This is a genomic window from Marinobacter sp. G5_S1_61_S3 (assembly GCF_054968585.1).
In genome coordinates this window covers 89,911-108,975 of sequence record NZ_JBQKUK010000007.1, presented here as the reverse complement: position 1 = coordinate 108,975, position 19,065 = coordinate 89,911, and the positions used below count along the sequence as shown (strand labels likewise).

Genomic DNA, 19,065 nt, shown 5'->3' with positions numbered 1-19,065 from the left:
GGGATATCATTTGACTCGGCGAAACAGCACGTAATTTCCCAGGATGGCCAGTAGGGCACCCAATACGGCGGTTGTTGTCCATTCAAAGCCTTCCAGCCAGGTCGATACACTCAGGGCAACCACCGGAAACAGCACCGTTGCATAGCCAGCCCGGTCAGCACCGAGGGTCTGGATCACAGTGATGTAGCAATAAAACGCAATAATGGAGCCGGGTACCGCCAGGAAAACCGTTGCGCCCCAGAAGGTCGCGGAGGTTGGCACCACCCACTCCACTCCCTGCAACAGACACCAGACGCCGAGGATCACAGCGCCGTAAACCATGGCCCAGGCATTCGCCACCAACAAGGGGATTTGCGCCAGCCGAACCTTGATACTCACCAGGTTCCCCATGGAAAACCAGAACGTGCCGGCAGCCGCAAACAGGATGCTGGCACCGGTGGCGTTGCCAAGCTGCAGATCATGCCAGAACAGCAGGGCCACGCCAGTAATCCCCAACGCCACTGCGGGATACAGACGGGCGGTGGGCTTCAACCGCAACCATAGCCAGCCATTCAAGGCATTGAACAGCGCCGCCAGTGAAAACACCACCGCCAGCAACCCACTGGTCATGGACTCGGCGGCACGGTATATGAGCAGGAAATTCACGCTGTACAGCGTCAGCCCCTGCAAAAAAAGCCAGCCATGCTGCTTGAGCGTCAACGTCTGCAGGCGCCCAAGCAATGCAAGCACCACCAGAGCCACAACAGAAGCCATCAAGAAACGATAGAACACCGAAACATCCACCGGCGCAGACTCAACCTGCAGGCGAATGGCCGTCCAGGTCAGGCCCCAGATCAGTACCGTCAAACCGTAGTGCATGGAAATCGGCATAACAGTCATTCCCTTTAATAAGTGACGCATTGATGTATCTACTGGCCGATCTTATGACAGTGCGAAGGGGAAAACTTGTCAGATCCTGCGCAACCATGGATGATTCTTGCGGAGGCCCGATATGCAGACCAGCTCACCCCAGATACCCGATTCAACGAAGAATCCCCACAGGGAACGCCGCGACATTGTGGACGCGCTGCGAGTCGCTGGCGTGGCGCCTCAAAAGCTCATGGAGCTGGACCAGGGCCGCGCCCTTGCGCAGTGGCAGAACCGAAAGGGCGAGGTGCGTTACGAGCGACCGCGCCATCACGCCCTGAGCATTTACATTAACGAGGGCGACAAAGCGAGGCGGATGGTAAACGGACGGGCCGTGAGCCAGGGCTTTCCGGGGGCTGTTTGCCTTTTTCCCGCCGGCAGTCAATCCACCTGGCAGATCGACGGCCAATTCGAATTCTTCCACCTCTACTTCAATGACCTGGACATCGCCCGCTGCGCAGAACAGACCTGGGACTGCGAGCCTGACCGGGTTGAACTCAGTGAGCGATACCACACGCAGGACCCGGTTCTGGCCCAGGCGGGCCAGTTACTGGCACTGAGTGACTGGCTCGCCCCCGGTCAGTCCATGGCGATGGATCACCTGGCCCAGTGGCTGTTACTACAGGTGGTTAGTCGTCACTCGAACGTACAGCAGGCAACTCCCTCTGTTACCGGACAACTCTCACTGCGTTACCGCCGATTGCTACAGGAACGTATTCACGCGCAGTTGGACCGGACGTTGACCCTCGCGGACATGGCGGGCTGGGTTAATCTGAGCCCTTACCATTTTGCCCGCCTGTTCCGGGCGACCTTTGGCTGCGCACCCTATCAATACGTTCAGGAACAACGCCTGACCCGGGCCCGGGACCTACTCCGCCAACCGGGAAGTAAAATCACTGCCATCGCCCTCAACTGCGGTTTCAACGACGCCAGCCAGTTCAGCCGGGCATTCAAGGCGAGGTTCGGCGAGACACCTTCCGTCTACCGTGTCCGGACAAACGCCCGGTAAAACGTCAGCATTACCTGCCACTTTCACTACATTGCCAAAATGTAAAGAAGAGGAATCCAGCATGCCACGCTGGATTCCTCTTCAATATCATGCCGCACTCCGTAAATACCGTAACCATACATGTGGAGTGGGTTCATGAAAGGAAAATTCGGGCTGACAATGGCCCTGATGTTAACGGCAGGTTGTACGACTGCCGCAGAAGAACTGCGGATCTACACAGAGCAATACCCTCCTTATAACATGACCACCAATGGTCAGCCATTTGCCCATTCAGAAGCAGACATCACAGGTCTTTGTACCGATGTCGTGAAGGCGCTTCTGGGTAAAGCCGAGCTGGATTACAGCATTAAACTCCGGGACCTCAGCTATGGCCTCAACCGGGCCGAACGGCATCCTGACCACGCCATCTACTGCGTATCCAAAACAGAGGATCGAGCGCCTTTTTTCGACTGGGTGGGGCCACTGTCCTCCATCGAATGGACACTGTTCGCCAAACCCGGTTCGTCCATTGAACTGAACACCCTGAACGATGCCCACAGCTATCAGATCGGTGGGTACAAGGGCGACGTCATGACCAACTTTTTGATCGACAAGGGCTTTGACGTTTCCGCAATCAGCAATAACGGCCTGAATGCGCGCCGCCTGGTCCAGGATCAGATTGACCTCTGGGTAGCTGACGGTCTGGCTGGCCCGTACCTGGCTGCTGATGCGTCCGATGTAACCGGGCTCGAGCGCGTTCTGGTGTTCCGTGAAACGCCAATGTATCTCGCCGTCCACAAGGACACCGCCCCCGAGATCCTGCAGGCTCTGAACAAAAGTTACCAGGCACTGGTTGAGTCCGGCGAAAAGGAGACCATTTCCCGCTCCTACGGATTCTGAGCGCACCGCAAGAGCGCCCTTCCTGCCTCCCAACGCCGACGTGACCAACACTCACGTCGGCACCTCTCGAAACCTAACGTTTTGTAATGTTTTCCGCCTGGATGGACAAAAAATCCGCGACTAGTCTTGCGGTAGGCATCGATGGAAGTAGTGATGCCCGGGCGCCTGTTTAACATCCATTCAGGCCTCCCCGCGCTGAAAGTCCGCCACAAGCGGACCTAACAACAAACTCCCAGGATTGGAGAATCACAATGAAAATCAGCACCGCAAGCCGCACCATGGCTTTAGGATCCCTTTTCTTTGCATTAACCGCACACGCCTCGCCAGGCCAGAAATCCACCGGCGATTTACTCAACGATTTCTGGAGCCCGGATCGAATCAGTCCGTTTGAGTGTCGCTTTGGCATTCTCAATAGCACGCCATTTGGTCTGCCCCGCTGCATGCAGGCAAGCAACATCCAATACCACCTGGACCGGTTATACGGCATTGCTGAAGCCAATGATGGCAATCGCGCTGCCGGCTTACCTGGATACCAGGCGACGGTCGATTACGTTAAAACCACACTGGAGAGTGCGGGCTATGACGTAACCATCCAGCAGTTTCCTTTCAATGCCTTCTACCCGACCGGAGACGGCATTCTGCAGGCCACGGCACCCACTCCGACTGACTATGTCTGGGAAGAGGACTTTACCTACCTGTCCCAGACCGAGCCGGGCGACGTGACGGGCATGGCCGTTGCCGTTGACGTTCAACTCGGCCCCGACAATACCTCCACCAGTGGCTGTGAACCCGAGGACTTTACCGACTTCCCCGCTGGATCGGTCGCCGTCATCCAACGGGGAGCCTGCGCCTTCGGGCAGAAAGCAACCAACGCGGCCAATGCAGGTGCCGCGGGTGTGGTGATCTTCAACCAGGGCAACACGGAAGACCGCAAAGGCCTGATCAACGCCACGCTCGGCGATGACTACGCCGGGGGAGTTCCCGTCGTGTTCACCACCTACGACATTGGCGCTGGCTGGGTTGAGCAGCAGGACCTCCAGCTCAGAGTCGTGACCAACGTGGTGAGAGAGCAAACCGAAACCTCCAACGTGATTGCCGAAACCAATCGGGGCAACCCTGACAACGTCGTGATGACGGGCGCTCACCTGGATTCAGTGTTTGAAGGGGCTGGTATCAACGACAATGGCTCCGGCAGCGCTGCGCTTCTTGAACTGGCCCTGCAAATGAAACGGGCTCACCCCCGTAATCAGGTCCGCTTTGCCTGGTGGGGTGCGGAAGAGGCCGGCCTGGTTGGCTCAACGTTCTACGTCAACAGCCTTTCCCAGGAAGAGAAGGACAAGATCAAGGTCTACCTGAACTACGACATGATTGGTTCGCCCAACTTCGGCAACTTTATCTACGATGGCGATGGTTCTGACTTCGATCTGGCAGGTCCTCCGGGATCAGCCGCCACGGAGGCGCTGTTCGAGAAGTACTTCAACCTGCGTGAAATCGCCTCAGAGGGCACGCAAATCAGCTTCCGCTCAGACTACGCGCAGTTCTTCGAGGACGGCATTGCGTTTGGCGGGCTGTTTACCGGTGCGGAAGTGCTGAAAACCGAAGAGCAGGCGGCCAAGTTCGGTGGCGAGGCTGGCGTTGCTTTCGACCCCTGTTATCACTCAGCCTGTGACGACATCACCAACGTCGACGAGCTCGCTCTTGAGATCAACGGCGATGCTGCCGCCTTCGTGACCAGTTGGCTGTCACTCTCAACGCGAGTGATTGACGAGGAAATTGCTGCCGCGGAAGAAGCAGAGCCGGCCGCTGGCGCCCGCACACTGCAAGTGGAGCAGAAGCACGACATCACCCATTGGGGCGACAAGTGGATCAAGTGACATGACTGTCGCTTAGAATCGCGAACGACCCCGCAACAAGACCTGCACCTGGTCAACGCTGTCATCTCCCGCCAGCGGGAAGGCGAAGTCCAGGTGCAGCATTCGCTGTACTTCGATCCGGCTTGAGGCCAGCCTCAGGCCGAATCCCACATCCGTCAGTACGCCGTCATCGGGTCCGCTATTGCGACCATCATCAAACCAGGCTCTGCCTACATCGGTGAAAATCACTCCCCCCATGCGAAACAGCTCGAAAGGGTGCCAGTCCGGGAAGTAACGGCGCTCCAGTGTCCACAGCGCTCTTCTGTTGCCCTGCTGGTAGTTGCTCGGATAACCACGAAGGCCATTGTCACCGCCAATAAGAAGCTGTTGATCCACGGTCAAATTGTGCGCTGCCGTGAACGACAGGTTGGTGTACCAACTGTTCCAGTCCACTGCCCCGCCATGAAAGTACTCCAGGCTCAGGGTTCCGATAAGGTTCTCGAAACGGTGCTGGTCAAATCGCCAGGTGCCGCTCTGACTGAACCCGTAGCTGGCGTAGTTGGTGTCAGTGGCCAGCAAAGCATCCCGGAAGTCCATATTCAGTACGGCGCGGTCTTCCGTCGCTCCAAATCCCGGCGAAGAGTACCCCAGCTCGGTACGCCACACAAAGCCGTCCCGCACGTCCTCGACCCGTTGCAGACGAGTCAGGTTGGTCATTTCCCGGAAGCGGTTCTCACGGTAGTCAAACCCGACCCATGGGTAGCTCAGTGTCCGATCATCGGGCAGAAGGTCCAGATTGGTTTCATCCGGTAAGCGCTCAAACGCCCGGGCATCGTAGCGAAAACCGGCAAGCAGTCTTAACTGGCTGCCATTGCGTTCTGCCAGTCGCCAGCCGACATCAACACTGGCAAAATCGCGGTCCTGCCGATAGTCCGCAATTGCCTCCGCCCCCACATAGCGGGATTGTTCGCGAATGTCATCCTCACCACTCAGGCCAAATCGCCACTCCGCCAGCTCACTGTAGAATGGACGCTCAAGGTAGGCACTGCGACCGCGCCCATCACTGCGCTTATCGTAGGAAAGGCCTGCCTGCCAATGGGAGCCAAGCACGTTCGGATCATCGAAATCGACACTGGTCTCGCTGCGGTCGGCATCTTTTTTGTGGGAAATCCCCACGCTCTTGCCAGAACCCAGGAAATTCGGATCAGAAAGGCCGGTGTTGGTTTTATTCTCGCCTCCCGTCCTGGAAGCACCAACGCTCGGCAGTAACGTCCAGGTGTCACGTGCAAGGACAGTGACTTCCAGCTCATTCCCGCAAACGCGGGTAACACCGATCCACGCGGCCGTCAGGTACTCACTCTGCCGCAATATACGTTCGGATTCGTCCAGCGTACCCGGTTGGTAAACGTCACCTTCGTCGAACACCAACTGGGCACGCAGGGCCGATTTCCAGGTCGGGGTATTTAGAGCGTTCAACGTGCGATAAAGAAAGTTGTCCTGTTCAGGATCGGTGGTATCGAAGATCGGGCGCCGAATAATGTTTATTCGGCCGATTCTGGCACCTGCCGGAATATCCAAGTCGCTCTGGCGAGCCAGTTGGTCCCGGGGCTGGTCAAGATCAATGGCGTCCGGCTGGATTTCGCTGACAATACAATTGTCGGTGTCAATTTGCGCCCAAGCAATCTGACTGAAAGAGAGAGTCCCAGCAATAAAGAGGGCTCGGCTTTGGAGCCGGAGGATACTATCGAGGCATTGAGTACGGGTCATCGTCTGGCCACAGAACACGGAAACTCACTATGGTGTTGATGTTACCCCACTATAGTGCCGATTCAGGTGTTCGTCCGGGATACTCGCATAAAACACCGTCCATACATCCTGTACGTCATTGGTTAAAAGCTTACTCAACCAATCCGGACTGCGGGACAAGGCAGTTTATCGCGCTGAGGGCGACATCTCGGAACACCTGTTCCGAGGCGATCACACTCGGAAAACGATCATAAACCGCACGTCGGCAGGCCGATGTACGGGTCTCCCCTTCACTGACGCACGTCGAATGAGCCCCGGAGTCCGAATCCTGTCCAGTCGCGTCCTCACACAACACGGGGAGTTGGCGAACGACCCAGTCCATGGCTACGCTAAGTTCGACTGGATTATCCGCAAGGTTGGCAAAACGGCGGGCATCCACGGGTTGCGGGCGCTCCCGGGTCTGCTCCCAAAGTACGAACAACAGGGCTGCGGAAACCAATACGACCGTGACTTTTGGAAACTTCATGGGGCCTTCTCAATCCGGTAAAACAGGCTCCGGATGATAAACGCTTGAGGCTGCCCTGTCCCGGTTTGCGCAACTATACTGTCTGGAATTTCTCAACGGAGCATGGGTAAATGGCAACACTGATCGTTGGTCTGGTTTTATTTCTTGGCGTGCACTCTCTGTCCATCGTCAACGAACCGCTGCGCAATCGCCTGCACAACTCCCTTGGCGAAGGGGCGTTCAAGGGGCTTTACTCGTTGGCCGCATTGGTCGGTCTGGTTCTGATCGTTTGGGGGTATGGCAACGCCCGCCTCGACCCGACCGTCATTTACACATCTCCAGGCTGGCTCCGGCACCTGGCCATGCTCCTTCTGATTCCGGTCTTTCCCCTACTGCTGGCCACCTATTTTCCGGGCAAGATCAAGGCAAAACTTGGGCACCCAATGCTCGTCGCGGTCAAGCTCTGGGCTTTGGCTCACTTACTCGCGAACGGGATGCTGCACGACCTGTTGCTGTTCGGCTCTTTCCTGGCCTGGGCCGTGGTGGATCGGATCTCCTTGAAACGCAGAACCCAGCGGCCGATTGCGACCCTGCCGGCCAGCAAAGCGAACGATGCCATAACGGTTGTTGGTGGCCTTGCGGTTTATGCGGTGCTGGTAATGTGGGCTCACCAATGGCTCTTCGGGGTGGCGCCAGTGTGACACCCTAAACACGCAACTCTGGCAGGTGGCCGGCCAAATGCCCTAGTTTGTCCGGGTTGCGCACGACATAGACCGACTGGATACGGCCATCCACCACATCCAGTGTCGTGATCTGTGGCAGCCCATCCTGTTCAATGGTCAACCATCCCGGTAGCCCATTCACGAAAACGGCTTTAACCCACCGAGGGCTGGGCGATGCAGACTTGCGCGCCACGCCTTCAAAGAACCGGCTGATCCTGTCGGCACCAAGAATCAGGCGCCGCGCTGCAATCCTCTTTCCCCCACCATCGGTATGCAGTATGGCGTTCTCACTCAGCAGCGCCTTCAACGTTGCCACATCGCCACTGCGGGCGGCGTCGAAGAATCGATCGGTCAACTGATTATGCTCGCTTGAACTCACCTCATAGCGCGGGCGCTCAGCCTGCACACGTTTCCGGGCGCGGCTTGCGAGTTGGCGGCAACTGGCTTCACTGCGTTCCAGACTCACAGCGACCTGGCTGAAATCCAGCCCAAATACATCGTGCAACAGGAATGCAGCACGTTCCAGGGGAGACAACCGCTCCAGCGCCAGCATCAGGGCAAAGGACACATCACTGGCAAGCGCCTCGGCGCCTGCCGGAGTGTCCTGACTTTCGACTATAGGTTCCGGCAGCCAGGGACCATCATAGACCTCCCGCTGCCGATGAGCGGCGCGAAGGCGATCAAGACAAAGCCGGCTGGTGACCGTGGTCAGGTAGGCCCGCACATCATCGACTGACAGGTGATCGGCATGGTGCCAACGCAGGTATGCATCCTGCACCACATCCTCTGCCTCCGTCACCGAACCCAGCATGCGGTACGCGACGCCTGTCAGGTATCGGCGCCAGTGATCAAACTGATGCGCGGGCTGTTCATTCATGGCAATTGGTTCCCGGCGTACTTGGTTACAGTTTACGGTCATTCGGGTGAACCGCCCGAAAGCCCACGCTGATCCGGTTCCAGACGTTGATCGCACCGATCAGCAACGTCAGGTCGACGAACTCCTTCTCGGTGAAATGCGCTCGCCCCTGCTCGTAATCCTGACTGGGTGCACCGGTGTCAGCCACGTTCGTCAGTGCTTCGGTCCAGGCCAGGGCAGCCCGCTCACGAGGTGTGTAGAGCCCGGACTCACGCCAAGCGGACAGCAGGTAGAGCCGTGCTTCACTTTCACCGGCTTTGCGGGCATCGCTGGTGTGCATGTGCAGGCAATAGGCGCAACCGTTAATCTGGGATGCCCGGGTTTTCACCAAGTGGATGAGGCTGTGTTCCAGCCCACAACTGCCAACGTACTCCTCCAGCCGGGTCATTGCGGCGATGGCATCCGGGGAAGCCTTGTAGGCATTCAATCGCGTTTCCATTATCTTACTCCTCTGCATGGGGGGACACGAGGTGGCATCATGTCCACGTAGGTTCTACAGAGGTAGACGGGGCAGCCCTGATGTTTGTGACATACAGAGACTAATTTTTAGCAGACCCTTGATAAACGGTGGTAAAACGGGACCATGGCACAACCCTACTTTCTCGGCTGCCCCCAGTGGCAACATCCCGACTGGACCAGCCGACTCCCTCCCGGTCAGAGCCCACTGGCGCGTTACAGCAGTGCCCTCAATTGCGTGGAGGGCAACACCACTTTTTACGCCACGCCCAGCCAGGAACAGTGCCGACAGTGGCGGTCACAGGTGCCCGATGACTTTCGTTTCCTGTTGAAGTTTCCACGCCTGATCACCCATGACCGTCTACTGAGTGGCGCTGGCCGCGAAGTATCTGACTTTCTTGAGATAATTGCGCCACTCAACGATGTGCTTGGCCCCATCCTTCTGCAACTTCCCGCCAGTTTCGGGCCAGAGCGTCTGGAAAACCTCTGGCGATTTATGGATGCCCTGCCCCCGACCCTGACCTGCACCGTTGAGGTTCGCCACAGTGCATTCTTTGACAAGGGAGAGGCCGAGAAAGCCCTGAATCGTGGCTTGAGAGAACGCCGCATTGCACGGGTGTGCATGGACAGCCGGGCACTCTTTGCCGCGACCCCGGATAACGAGGAAACACGCGATGCACAGCGCAAAAAGCCGCGAGTACCAGTGCATCTGCTCCCTGTGGATGCAGCGCCGGTGATCCGCTTTGTCGGCCATCCCGACCTGGAGGCCAACCGTCCGTTTCTCGCACCCTGGGTTGAGCGCGCAGCTGCGTGGATCGAGGAAGGGAAACGTCCCTATATTTTCATGCACATGCCGAACAAGGGCGATGCCCTTTCCCTGGCGGCGCTCTGGAATGAGTTACTGCGTGAACGGGCACCCATGGTTGATGCCCTGGACCTCGACGAGACCCAGCCCCAGATGGGGCTATTCTGACTCAGAGCAACTGCTGGTCATAGGCGTACTTGGTCAGCTCCGCCGTGGTATTCAAATCCAGCTTGGACTTGATGTTTTGCCGATGGGTTTCCACCGTTCTCACGCTGATGTTGAGCTCATTGGAGATGGCTTTACTGCTAAGCCCTTTGGCCACTCTGGAAAGAATGGCCTCCTCGCGGCGAGTAAGTTTGCTCTCCACCGGCTCCATTGTTTCCCCATGACGAAACAACGTCTCGGTCGCTGCCCGGCAGATGTAGGTGGCGCCATCAGCCACGGTACGAATAGCGCTCACCATTTCCTCAACCGATACGTCCTTCAGGATGTAACCCTTGGCGCCATGAAACATCAGCTGTGAAATGTATTCCCGGTTGTCGTGCATGCTGAGGATAAGCACTTTCAGATCGGGATAGCGCTCCTGGAAAATTTTGGTTGTTTCAATCCCGTTCATGTTGGGCATACTGACATCCATCATGATCACGTCCGGCTTCAGGTCTTTGACCCGTTTCAGGGCCTCCAGCCCATCGGTTGCCTGGCCGACGACGTCGATGCCCTTTTCCTGTTCCAGCCGCGCCCTGATACCTTCCAGGACAAGGATATGGTCATCGACCAGCATGACCTTCACTACAGATTCTGATGTGCTCATAGGACCGTTACCGTCAGGTTTACTAGACCGCCAGGCTTATCCTTATTCTTTCGACTATGCCTGGTATTGTTTGAACGAGGCCATTATCCGGGTTCCGTTTCCTGGCCGCGGAGACACCTCAAACTCCCCACCCAAAAACTCCACACGCTCGCGCATATTACGCAACCCGATGCCTCGCCTGGCGTATGCATCTTTCTCGGCAATGCCTACGCCGTTGTCGGAAATACACAGAAAGAGCCCCTCCGCATCCTCTTCCAGGCTCAGCGCCAACCGGGTGGCCTGGGCGTGTTTCTCAACGTTCGACAAGGCCTCCTGAACAATACGATACAGCGTTGTAGCCACCTCCTCGGAAATATCCTCCTGCGGTGGCTGGATATCTATGTCCATAACGATCCCGCTACGTTCACGGAAGTCATCCAGCAACTGGTTGAGCGCCGCCAACAACCCCAGGTCATCCAGTACGCTGGGGCGCAGATCATGGGAAATACGCCGTACTTCCTGTATCGCACGGTTTAAAACCTCTCCGCCTTTCACCAGTGACTCCTGGGCGACGGAGTCACCCTCTGGAATATGGGTCATGGCCGTCTCCAACCGATATTTCACAGACACCAGCAGTTGGTTGATGCCATCATGCAATTCCCTCGATACCCGGCGGCGTTCTTCTTCCTGGTGTTGCACGGTCTTGTGGCTCAGCTCTTTCAGATTCTGGTCCGCCAAGCGATGTTCGTGCACATTAAACAGAACCCCCGCAGACACCACAACACCGATTGATACCATCAACGCCAACAGAATGGCCCACAGGGTCTGTTTAACGTTAGCGTCCACGCCCGCTTCGATAGCCCGCATCTCAGCGGCAATATCATCGATATACAATCCCGTGCCAAACATCCATTGCCAGTCTTCAATCTGTTCAACGTAGCCAACTTTATCCACTTCCTTGCCGGTGGAAGGCTGCTGCCACAGATACTGGTAATACCCTCCGCCATTGTCAGCAATCCGTATCAGATTCTGGATCAGATAGTTCCCGCTACTGTCCTGGAAATCGTACATATCCCGTCCGACCAGGGCCGGCTGTGCTGCGTGGACCAGGTTCAATCCGTCATGGGTGTAGGCATAGAAATAGCCGTCGTCACTGAATGAGGCCTCCTGCATCAGAGCCATAACCTTGTCGCGGGCTTCATCATCACTGGCCGCGTTCTGACGGACAAATTCGATAGCGGTGCGCATTATGGAAACGTAGTCTTTCAACGCTGTTTCCTTGGACCGCCGCAGGTTCTGCTCAAAAATCTGCAGTTCGCGTTCCATGAGTATGTCGCCCTGGTGCAAGGTCACCGCGGAGAAAATACCGGTCACCACCAGCAGGGGAACCAGAGCGAGCAGTATCAATTTTGTTCTTAACGACATGACCGTCACATTGTCCTTTATAAGCACACGCCATCTAGGCATCGGTTGCGAGACTCCATCAGTCTAACCCAAACCGTAAAAAAGAGCGGGCCTGGAAAAGAGTCTCCCCAGGCCCGCCAAACCTCCAGTCAAGGTACTTCAGCCAAATCGAAACATGCCCTCAGCGTCATTAATAAAAGCCTCCAGAACTCGCTCAGGAGGATGACATACCAAAGAACGCGGGGAAGATCAGGATCGCGATCAGCACCATTATCTGCAGCAGTATGAATGGCGCCACACCGCGATAGATGTCGGTGGTTTTAACCTCGGGTGGTGATACTCCTTTCAGGTAGAAAAGACTGAACCCGAAGGGCGGCGTCAGGAAGCTTGTTTGCAGGTTCATCGCGATCAGGATGGCGAACCAGAGCATATTGATACCCATCAGTTCAGCGATGGGCGCCAGAATAGGTACGATGATGAAGGAGATTTCGACAAAGTCGATGAAGAAACCCAAAACCAGAATAATGAGCATGGTCAGGATCAGGAAGCCCCATTTCTCACCCGGCAGTTGCAGCATCCACTCCTCCAGCAGGTAGTCGCCACCGGTGTAACTGAACACCATGGAGAAGGCGGTTGCCCCTACCAGAATGGCGAAGACCATGGCCGTCACCTTGACCGTATCCCGAGAGCTTTCCCACATCATCCGCCAGGAAAACTGGCGATAGGCCACGGCCAGAACCAGCGCGCCGACGGCACCCAGGGCTGAAGATTCGGTCGGCGTTGCGATACCGGTAAAGATCGAGCCCAATACCACAACAATCAATGCCAGCGGCGGTATGATCGCCATCAGGGCTTTGCCGATTTCCTGTGCCCGGCTGTCATCGCTATCCCGCGGCATCGCTGGCGCCGTTCCCGGCGATCGCCAACTGACGAACAGGATATACCCGATGTATAGCCCCACAAGCACCACACCGGGAATCACCGCGGCCTTGAAAAGGTCCCCTACAGGCAAGCCGAGCACGTCACCGAGGATGATAAGGATGATGGATGGCGGCACAATTTGCCCCAGGGTGCCTGAGGCACAAATGGTGCCGCAGGCAAGCTTTTTGTCATAGCCATTCGCCAGCATGACCGGGAGCGAAATCAACCCCATGGCCACGACACTGGCACCCACCACTCCAGTGGAGGCGGCCAGTAAAGCACCGACCACGATGGTGGATATCGCCAGCCCCCCGGGCAGTCCACCAAACAGTCGCCCCATGGACTCCAGCAATTGCTCCGCCAATCGGGTGCGCTGCAACACGATGCCCATATAAATGAACAGCGGTATCGCCATTAACACCGTGTTCTGCATGATGCTCATAATGCGGAATGGCATGAAGGCAAACAGTTGCGGCCCCTCTGCAATCAGGCCAAAAATCAACGCAACGCCGCCGAACGTAAACGCAACAGGAAAGCCCCACAGCAGCATGAAGAGGCAGACCCCAAACATTATCATCCCGATCATGCCAGACCTCCTGCACCGGTTTGCTCGTCGTAGGCGGACTCTTTGACAAGAACCCTGAGAGCGAAGGTCGCCATGCCCACGCTGGCAACCGCCAGCCAGAATGAAGAAAACGGAATCAGCCCTTTAACAATAAAGCGGTAGGGCAAACCTCCCGGATCTCCGCTGCCTTCTCCCATGTGATAGGCATCAAGCATGTATCCCCAACCCAGCCAGGCGATCATGGCGGCAATCGGAAGCGCAAAAAAAAGGGCCCCAACAAGATTGACCCAAGCCTTGAAAGCTTCACTACGGCCAGCATAAAGAACGTCCACTCGCACGTGGCCATCCGTCCTCATGGCGTAAGGAATGCCCATCAGAAAGACGACGGCGTACAAGTGCCACTCCAATTCCTGCATCCCAATGGATACCTCATTGAAGGCATACCGAGCCACCACATCGTAGAAAACGTTCAGCATCATCAGGACAAATGCCACGCTTGCGACCCAGCCACACGCTCGAGATACAGCGCCTAACCCGTCATCCACAGCAATTAACCAACGCATTACAACTCCTCTTGCCGAAGCGGGGACTCCGGACCAATCGGGATTAAATAGGACTCATGAAAACACCCGAATGCCGACGCTTCTTGCGAAGCGCCAAGCATCCGGCCAATGGCGGGAAACTTACTCTTCCAGTTCGGCCATGGTGTTCAGGTAGGCGCGCTCGGAGATGTCGATGTAAGCACGTGTTTTGTCCAGATAGGCCTGCTGTGACTTGATAATGCGCTGACCTTGCTCGTTATCCCTGGAATACGCTTCCAGGACCTTTTCGTTAGCCGCGACCATGGCTTTGAAGATATCGTCCGGGAAGGTTTTGACCTTGACGTTCGGGTACTCGTCACGAATGGATGCCCAGGCTTGTGCATTGGCATGCACGGATTGGGTCAGCATGTCGTAGGATGCCGTACGCATAGAGACACGCAGAACTTCCTGCAGATCCGCCGGCAGGTCCTCCCAGACATCCTTGTTGATCAGGAACTGCAACTCGGTGGCGGGTTCATGCCAGCCGGTGTAGTAATAGTCAGCAATCTGCTGAAAACCCAGACGCAGGTCCAGGGCCGGGCCTACCCACTCAACCGCATCGATGGTGTTGCGCTCCAGGGCAGTGTAAAGCTCTCCCGGCGGGATGTTGGTAGGATTAACGCCAACTTCGGCAAAGACTTCGCCAGCAAACCCGGGGATTCGCATTTTCAGCCCGTCGAGGTCTTCCAGGGTTTTGATTTCTTTGCGGAACCAGCCGCCCATCTGGTTGCCCGTATTACCGCCCGGGAACGACAGCATGTTATGGGGCTCGTACACTTCCTGCATCAGCTCCATACCGCCACCGTGGTAGAACCACGCCCATTGCTCCTGAGCGTTCATACCAAACGGCATACTGGTGAAGTAAAGGGTGTTGGGCACTTTGCCCTTCCAATAATAAGACGCTGAATGGCCCATGTCGTATTGGCCCGCTTTAACCATATCAAAGACGCCAAAAGGCGCTTTGTGGCGGTTGGCGGAATCGATCCGGATCTTGAGCCGGCCGTTGGACATTTTTTCGGCCATTTCCGCCATGTTCTTGGTGGCATCACCGAAAATCGGGAAGTTCGGCCCCCAGGTTTCTGCGAGTCGGAGGGTGTAGCTCTTATCAGCAGCGTGGGCAAAGGACGTGAACAGCACGGAGAACACCACTGCGGCGGTCGCAGCAGCTTTCAAGAAGTTTTTCATGATCTTGTTCCTGTTGTGTTTGTTGTATTAGAACGATGCTCGGGTCGTCATTCGCGACTTATGGTCACGATTTGAGCGAGAACTAACAATCCGTAGGAATGACCAAACCAATACGCAGTGATTACTTAGAGCGCCGCAGAAAAACTACGTATTAATACTTAGAGGTATATCCAACTCCTGCCCACCGTTTAAATTTGTAATCGCTAATAGTCGCGCCGCGCCCAAGCAAATGTCCCGGCTGCCGGGTCGATTGCATAAACTGCATAAATAACAGCGAACTAAGGAACCAAAATCGCCCCGAGAGCATGTAACGCTCAGTCTCACCGTGTATCGCTCTGTAAGCGCCAACTTCCTGACGTTTCTCACCCGAAAAACCCTGAACCAGACCGCATATAACCGAAAAATGCCGCTGTAAGATTCGTCCGAACTCGTCAATAAATTGGTGCGAAACAATGTCAACTTGCGGCAATAATCTAACGAAGCATGGACTGCTGACTCTATCTTTAGCGGTTCTGCTTTCGGGCTGCGGTCTCGACATGACGTCCTCAGACAACGCCACGACACCACAGTCAGAAGCCTCAACCACTCCGGCGGCTGAAACGGTTGAGCTTGCCGGCGCCGCCATGAAAGGCGTTATTCAACAAGGCCTGGTGACCGCCACTCGCCTGATATCCGACAAAGACGGCTACTATGCTCCACAGCGACAGGCCGCAAAACCGGTTTTGACAGCAAACGACGGTAGTTATGTGTGGCAATTGCGAGGAAAGGCGGACAGCTGGGCGTTGGTAGAACTTACCGCTGACAGTAATACCCGCATGACTTGCGACGTCGTTCCCCAATGCGAACGCAGCGGCGCCGAGCCGGTTGCCTTTGGCGACACCATGATGCTGGACGATAGTTTCAGTCTGCGCGGAGCCGGTGATCTTCGCATGGAAACCGTCAACCTCACGCCGCTGACCCATTTGGCCGTGGCGCTGGCTGAGCGTAGCGAGAATGGGCTCTCCCCCGATGCACTCTCTGGGGCCTATGAAAGGGTTGAAAGCTGGTTTGGCCTGGCAGCGGGCTCCTTGCGCCTCGACCCGCCAGACCTGACTCGCCTGGACGAGTTTAACGGCGTGTCTGCCGATGCCCTGCAGGTCGCCGTTGCCAATGCGGCTTTCCTTGCCCTGGTCAACAACAACGCCCAATGGAACAACATTTCCGATGTCCTGAACAACGTGGCAACCCAGATTCTCGAAACCGGCCAGATCAGCCTGATGGGCGACGGCGAAAACATCGCTCTGGCCGATCTCGTGTCTGCCGCGGCAGTGCAGGCCTCTGAGCTGCAGGCCGAGGTGGACTCGAGCGTCATCAGCCAGAGACTCGTGGTGGCCGAATACCGCTACGTACAACGCTTCAAGACCATTGCAGAGGTATACGGCGAAGACGACACCAGCGTTGTCGACACACCAGAGCCCGATACCAGTGACGACAACAGCACTGGAGATACTGTCGCCGACAACGGAACGGACAACGACACCAGCGAACCGTCGGCCCCCGAGCCAAGCCCCGAGGACACCGTTCCGACCAACGCAGCCCTGCTAAGCTGGACCGCGCCGCTCACCAGAGAAAATGGTGACAGTCTCGCGATGGGCGAAATTGCCGGCTTTGAGGTGGTTTACGGCAACAGCGAGGACAACCTGGACCAAAGCCTGGCCATTGGCGACGCCTCTATCGACGAGTTGCTGGTGGACGAGCTCACCGAAGGTACCTGGTACTTCGCTATCCGCACCCTGGATACGGATGGCAACCGCAGCCGGTTGTCAGAGGTGGTCTACAAGCAGATATAATGCAGCGTAGACTTATATTTTGCTTTGGAACCTCGGCGCCTCAATCGCCTGCTGCTGCATCCAGCGATAGATAGTCGGGCGTGACACTCCATAACGACGTGCGACCTCAGAGACGTTCCAGCGATATTTCTTTAGTGCCGCCAATAACGGATCGCTCTCGTCGGGGTCGACATCCCGCTCAACGCTCGTTGCCGCGATCGCAGGATCTCTCAAGCACTCGTCTGGTAGGTCATTGGCCGTGATCTGTCCATCGTCGCAGGTAGCTTCTGCAAACGCCAGTGCATTAACAAGCTGACGAATGTTACCCGGCCAGTCATAGGCAAGCAGCGCACTCATCGCATCTGCCCGGATTCGAACATCGGGCAGCTGTCCCTGGTCGATCAGGTGTGTGAGTACCCGGTTAATGACATGCTGTCGGTCAGCCCTTTCTCCCAGAGAGGGCAAGCGCAGCGTGGCCCCATTCAGCCGGTAATAGAGGTCAGCGCGGAACGCACCATGTTCAATCAGTTGGCCCAGGTCCTGGTGCGTGGCGGCTATCACGCGACAGTTCACTTTCACGGGACTGTCGGCGCCCACTGGCAGAATTTCGCCTTCCGCCAGCACCCGCAGCAGCCGGGTCTGGAGCTGCAGGGGCATATCCCCGATTTCGTCCAGGAACAATGTCCCACCATCCGCCTGCTGGATCATTCCCCGCATTCCTCTGGCCCGCGCACCGGTAAACGCGCCCGCCACGTACCCGAAAAGCTCGCTCTCGATCAGTGACTCGGGAATGGCTGCGCAGTTTACGGCAACAAACGCCCGTCGGGAGCGGTGGCTGGACTGGTGTATTGCCCGGGCAAGCACTTCCTTGCCCGTGCCGGTCTCACCCAGCACCAGCAGCCCGACATCTCTGTTCCTCAGTCGTTTGGCAAGGCCAAGAGTTCGCCTCATGACGGGGTCATCCGCTGCCAGCGCATCTAGCTCAGGCACAGATTCATCAGTGGGCAGGGCGTCAGAAGATGCGGAAGCCGTCGACTTGATCCTAGGCTGGATCAACGCTGCAAAAAAGGTATTGCCACTGATGCAGTGCCTGAACGCCCTGACCTGATCATCCTGATCGTAAGGGATGCTCCAGATGTCCCTTAACTCGCATTCAAACAGGCTGGTCAGCTTGGTATCGCTGCCGTTTCCATGGCTCCACATGAGTGAACGACCGGCTGTATTGGCGGCCTCCACGCACCCATCCTCGTCAATGGCGAACAGGTACTGGCCATTTACCTGCACAAACTCCCGCGAGGCATCACACCGGAAGACCGTCTGATTGCGATAACGGCGGAGGAAATAGGCGTCCTCAATCATGCGGGCGTAGAGCTGGGTAAGGTGCAGTGCAAACGTCTGGCTGCTGTGTGGATCAGGCGAATCCAGAGCCGAAATATCGAGTACCGCAAGCAGGTTGCCCAGCGGATCAAGAATGGGCGCCGAGGTGCAGGTCAAGCTTATATGGGTTGCATCGAAATGGTCGACCCGGTGACATGTCAGGGCCTGCCCCTCTTCAATACACGTACCCACAGCACAGGTGCCCGCGTACTTCTCACTCCAATCGGCCCCCAGGTACAGACCGGCTTTACGCAAACGTTGGTCAAAACGCCGATCCCCTAGAAACTGCACGGTAATGCCTCGGTGATCCGCCAACAACAGCACATAACCCAGCTTTGCGATATTCATATACAGTTGCTCAACGCCGGCCCGAGCCACGTTGAGAAATTCATCGACCGAGTCCTGATGTTCCCTCAGAGTTTGCTGAGTCACGATCCGGGCACGACGCGGCTGGCTCGGGTCCAGTCCATACTCGTCAATACATCGCTTCCATGAGCGACCAATCAGTTCGGACTCCGGAGATAAAACCGCACACACGCCTTCATCTGTATAACTTAGAATCGTATCTATGTGGCGCCGCTGTGCCTGTTGCATCGTCATGCCAAGCTCCTGCATTGCTCTGATATTGTTGTTGTCA

The 19,065-nt window shown here is 56.6% G+C and carries 17 protein-coding genes; 6 read left to right on the top strand and 11 right to left on the bottom strand.

Annotation, left to right across the window (positions count from 1 at the left end):
* Positions 1 to 6: 6 nt before the first annotated feature.
* Positions 7 to 870 (bottom strand): DMT family transporter, encoded by an 864-nt coding sequence (locus ACTRWH_RS08605; RefSeq protein ID WP_036209353.1) that lies wholly within the window; start codon positions 868 to 870, stop codon positions 7 to 9.
* Positions 871 to 991: 121 nt separating this feature from the next.
* Between ACTRWH_RS08605 and ACTRWH_RS08600 the strand changes: the two genes are divergently transcribed.
* The 3 genes from ACTRWH_RS08600 to ACTRWH_RS08590 all read left to right on the top strand — a co-directional run bounded on the left by ACTRWH_RS08600 (position 992) and on the right by ACTRWH_RS08590 (position 4,668).
* A complete protein-coding gene (locus ACTRWH_RS08600) occupies positions 992 to 1,915 on the top strand; it encodes a helix-turn-helix transcriptional regulator (protein WP_085679574.1) in 924 nt (307 codons plus the stop codon).
* A 135-nt stretch (positions 1,916 to 2,050) separates the two neighbouring features.
* A complete protein-coding gene (locus ACTRWH_RS08595) occupies positions 2,051 to 2,794 on the top strand; it encodes a substrate-binding periplasmic protein (RefSeq protein ID WP_051947020.1) in 744 nt (247 codons plus the stop codon).
* 251 nt (positions 2,795 to 3,045) lie between these two features.
* Positions 3,046 to 4,668 carry a M28 family metallopeptidase gene (locus ACTRWH_RS08590; RefSeq protein ID WP_085679571.1) on the top strand — a complete coding sequence of 541 codons (1,623 nt, stop codon included), beginning with the start codon at positions 3,046 to 3,048 and terminating at the stop codon, positions 4,666 to 4,668.
* Positions 4,669 to 4,680: 12 nt separating this feature from the next.
* On the opposite strand, the gene ACTRWH_RS08585 is transcribed toward ACTRWH_RS08590, so the two are convergent.
* Entirely contained in the window at positions 4,681 to 6,414 is a 1,734-nt protein-coding gene (locus tag ACTRWH_RS08585; protein ID WP_462826293.1) for a BamA/TamA family outer membrane protein, read from the bottom strand.
* A gap of 130 nt (positions 6,415 to 6,544) precedes the next feature.
* A complete protein-coding gene (locus ACTRWH_RS08580) occupies positions 6,545 to 6,919 on the bottom strand; it encodes a hypothetical protein (RefSeq protein ID WP_462826292.1) in 375 nt (124 codons plus the stop codon).
* Positions 6,920 to 7,029: 110 nt separating this feature from the next.
* Here ACTRWH_RS08580 and ACTRWH_RS08575 point away from each other — a divergent pair, with 110 nt between their 5' ends.
* Positions 7,030 to 7,599, top strand: coding sequence for an NnrU family protein (locus ACTRWH_RS08575; RefSeq protein ID WP_462826291.1), 570 nt, complete (start codon positions 7,030 to 7,032; stop codon positions 7,597 to 7,599).
* 4 nt (positions 7,600 to 7,603) lie between these two features.
* Here ACTRWH_RS08575 and ACTRWH_RS08570 read toward each other — a convergent pair whose 3' ends face one another.
* Together ACTRWH_RS08570 and ACTRWH_RS08565 are read right to left on the bottom strand one after the other, a co-directional pair.
* A complete protein-coding gene (locus tag ACTRWH_RS08570; RefSeq protein ID WP_143743924.1) occupies positions 7,604 to 8,497 on the bottom strand; it encodes a sigma-70 family RNA polymerase sigma factor in 894 nt (297 codons plus the stop codon).
* Positions 8,498 to 8,522: 25 nt separating this feature from the next.
* The gene (locus tag ACTRWH_RS08565; protein WP_007152678.1) at positions 8,523 to 8,975 is read right to left on the bottom strand and encodes a carboxymuconolactone decarboxylase family protein; all 453 of its coding nucleotides are present in this window, start codon (positions 8,973 to 8,975) and stop codon (positions 8,523 to 8,525) included.
* A gap of 144 nt (positions 8,976 to 9,119) precedes the next feature.
* On the opposite strand from ACTRWH_RS08565, the gene ACTRWH_RS08560 reads away from it, so the two are divergent.
* Positions 9,120 to 9,965, top strand: coding sequence for a DUF72 domain-containing protein (locus tag ACTRWH_RS08560; RefSeq protein ID WP_040474317.1), 846 nt, complete (start codon positions 9,120 to 9,122; stop codon positions 9,963 to 9,965).
* A gap of 1 nt (position 9,966) precedes the next feature.
* Here the strand turns inward: ACTRWH_RS08560 and ACTRWH_RS08555 are convergent, their stop codons facing one another.
* The 5 genes from ACTRWH_RS08555 to ACTRWH_RS08535 form a co-directional block, all read right to left on the bottom strand.
* Entirely contained in the window at positions 9,967 to 10,608 is a 642-nt protein-coding gene (locus ACTRWH_RS08555) for a response regulator transcription factor (protein ID WP_286748705.1), read from the bottom strand.
* A 54-nt stretch (positions 10,609 to 10,662) separates the two neighbouring features.
* On the bottom strand, positions 10,663 to 12,012 hold the full coding sequence (locus ACTRWH_RS08550) for a cache domain-containing protein (RefSeq protein WP_007152681.1): 1,350 nt from the start codon (positions 12,010 to 12,012) through the stop codon (positions 10,663 to 10,665).
* Between the two features lie 193 nt (positions 12,013 to 12,205).
* Positions 12,206 to 13,498 carry a TRAP transporter large permease gene (locus ACTRWH_RS08545; RefSeq protein ID WP_075196986.1) on the bottom strand — a complete coding sequence of 431 codons (1,293 nt, stop codon included), beginning with the start codon at positions 13,496 to 13,498 and terminating at the stop codon, positions 12,206 to 12,208.
* Positions 13,495 to 14,040, bottom strand: coding sequence for a TRAP transporter small permease subunit (locus tag ACTRWH_RS08540; protein WP_007152683.1), 546 nt, complete (start codon positions 14,038 to 14,040; stop codon positions 13,495 to 13,497). Before ACTRWH_RS08540 ends, ACTRWH_RS08545 begins: the two co-directional genes overlap by 4 nt.
* 120 nt (positions 14,041 to 14,160) lie before the next feature.
* On the bottom strand, positions 14,161 to 15,243 hold the full coding sequence (locus ACTRWH_RS08535; RefSeq protein ID WP_007152684.1) for a TRAP transporter substrate-binding protein: 1,083 nt from the start codon (positions 15,241 to 15,243) through the stop codon (positions 14,161 to 14,163).
* A 536-nt stretch (positions 15,244 to 15,779) separates the two neighbouring features.
* Here ACTRWH_RS08535 and ACTRWH_RS08530 point away from each other — a divergent pair.
* Positions 15,780 to 17,072, top strand: a complete 1,293-nt coding sequence (locus ACTRWH_RS08530) for a hypothetical protein (RefSeq protein WP_007152685.1) — start codon at positions 15,780 to 15,782, stop codon at positions 17,070 to 17,072.
* 12 nt (positions 17,073 to 17,084) lie between these two features.
* Here ACTRWH_RS08530 and ACTRWH_RS08525 read toward each other — a convergent pair whose 3' ends face one another.
* The gene (locus ACTRWH_RS08525; protein WP_462826290.1) at positions 17,085 to 19,028 is read right to left on the bottom strand and encodes a sigma 54-interacting transcriptional regulator; all 1,944 of its coding nucleotides are present in this window, start codon (positions 19,026 to 19,028) and stop codon (positions 17,085 to 17,087) included.
* Positions 19,029 to 19,065: the final 37 nt, after the last annotated feature.

What these genes read in the sequence shown, in the direction of transcription:
- ACTRWH_RS08605 (WP_036209353.1), bottom strand. Translation starts at nt 870, where the DNA reads ATGCCGATTTCCATGCACTACGGTTTGACGGTACTGATCTGGGGCCTG.
- ACTRWH_RS08600 (WP_085679574.1), top strand. Translation starts at nt 992, where the DNA reads ATGCAGACCAGCTCACCCCAGATACCCGATTCAACGAAGAATCCCCAC.
- ACTRWH_RS08595 (WP_051947020.1), top strand. Translation starts at nt 2,051, where the DNA reads ATGAAAGGAAAATTCGGGCTGACAATGGCCCTGATGTTAACGGCAGGT.
- ACTRWH_RS08590 (WP_085679571.1), top strand. Translation starts at nt 3,046, where the DNA reads ATGAAAATCAGCACCGCAAGCCGCACCATGGCTTTAGGATCCCTTTTC.
- ACTRWH_RS08585 (WP_462826293.1), bottom strand. Translation starts at nt 6,414, where the DNA reads ATGACCCGTACTCAATGCCTCGATAGTATCCTCCGGCTCCAAAGCCGA.
- ACTRWH_RS08580 (WP_462826292.1), bottom strand. Translation starts at nt 6,919, where the DNA reads ATGAAGTTTCCAAAAGTCACGGTCGTATTGGTTTCCGCAGCCCTGTTG.
- ACTRWH_RS08575 (WP_462826291.1), top strand. Translation starts at nt 7,030, where the DNA reads ATGGCAACACTGATCGTTGGTCTGGTTTTATTTCTTGGCGTGCACTCT.
- ACTRWH_RS08570 (WP_143743924.1), bottom strand. Translation starts at nt 8,497, where the DNA reads ATGAATGAACAGCCCGCGCATCAGTTTGATCACTGGCGCCGATACCTG.
- ACTRWH_RS08565 (WP_007152678.1), bottom strand. Translation starts at nt 8,975, where the DNA reads ATGGAAACGCGATTGAATGCCTACAAGGCTTCCCCGGATGCCATCGCC.
- ACTRWH_RS08560 (WP_040474317.1), top strand. Translation starts at nt 9,120, where the DNA reads ATGGCACAACCCTACTTTCTCGGCTGCCCCCAGTGGCAACATCCCGAC.
- ACTRWH_RS08555 (WP_286748705.1), bottom strand. Translation starts at nt 10,608, where the DNA reads ATGAGCACATCAGAATCTGTAGTGAAGGTCATGCTGGTCGATGACCAT.
- ACTRWH_RS08550 (WP_007152681.1), bottom strand. Translation starts at nt 12,012, where the DNA reads ATGTCGTTAAGAACAAAATTGATACTGCTCGCTCTGGTTCCCCTGCTG.
- ACTRWH_RS08545 (WP_075196986.1), bottom strand. Translation starts at nt 13,498, where the DNA reads ATGATCGGGATGATAATGTTTGGGGTCTGCCTCTTCATGCTGCTGTGG.
- ACTRWH_RS08540 (WP_007152683.1), bottom strand. Translation starts at nt 14,040, where the DNA reads ATGCGTTGGTTAATTGCTGTGGATGACGGGTTAGGCGCTGTATCTCGA.
- ACTRWH_RS08535 (WP_007152684.1), bottom strand. Translation starts at nt 15,243, where the DNA reads ATGAAAAACTTCTTGAAAGCTGCTGCGACCGCCGCAGTGGTGTTCTCC.
- ACTRWH_RS08530 (WP_007152685.1), top strand. Translation starts at nt 15,780, where the DNA reads ATGACGTCCTCAGACAACGCCACGACACCACAGTCAGAAGCCTCAACC.
- ACTRWH_RS08525 (WP_462826290.1), bottom strand. Translation starts at nt 19,028, where the DNA reads ATGACGATGCAACAGGCACAGCGGCGCCACATAGATACGATTCTAAGT.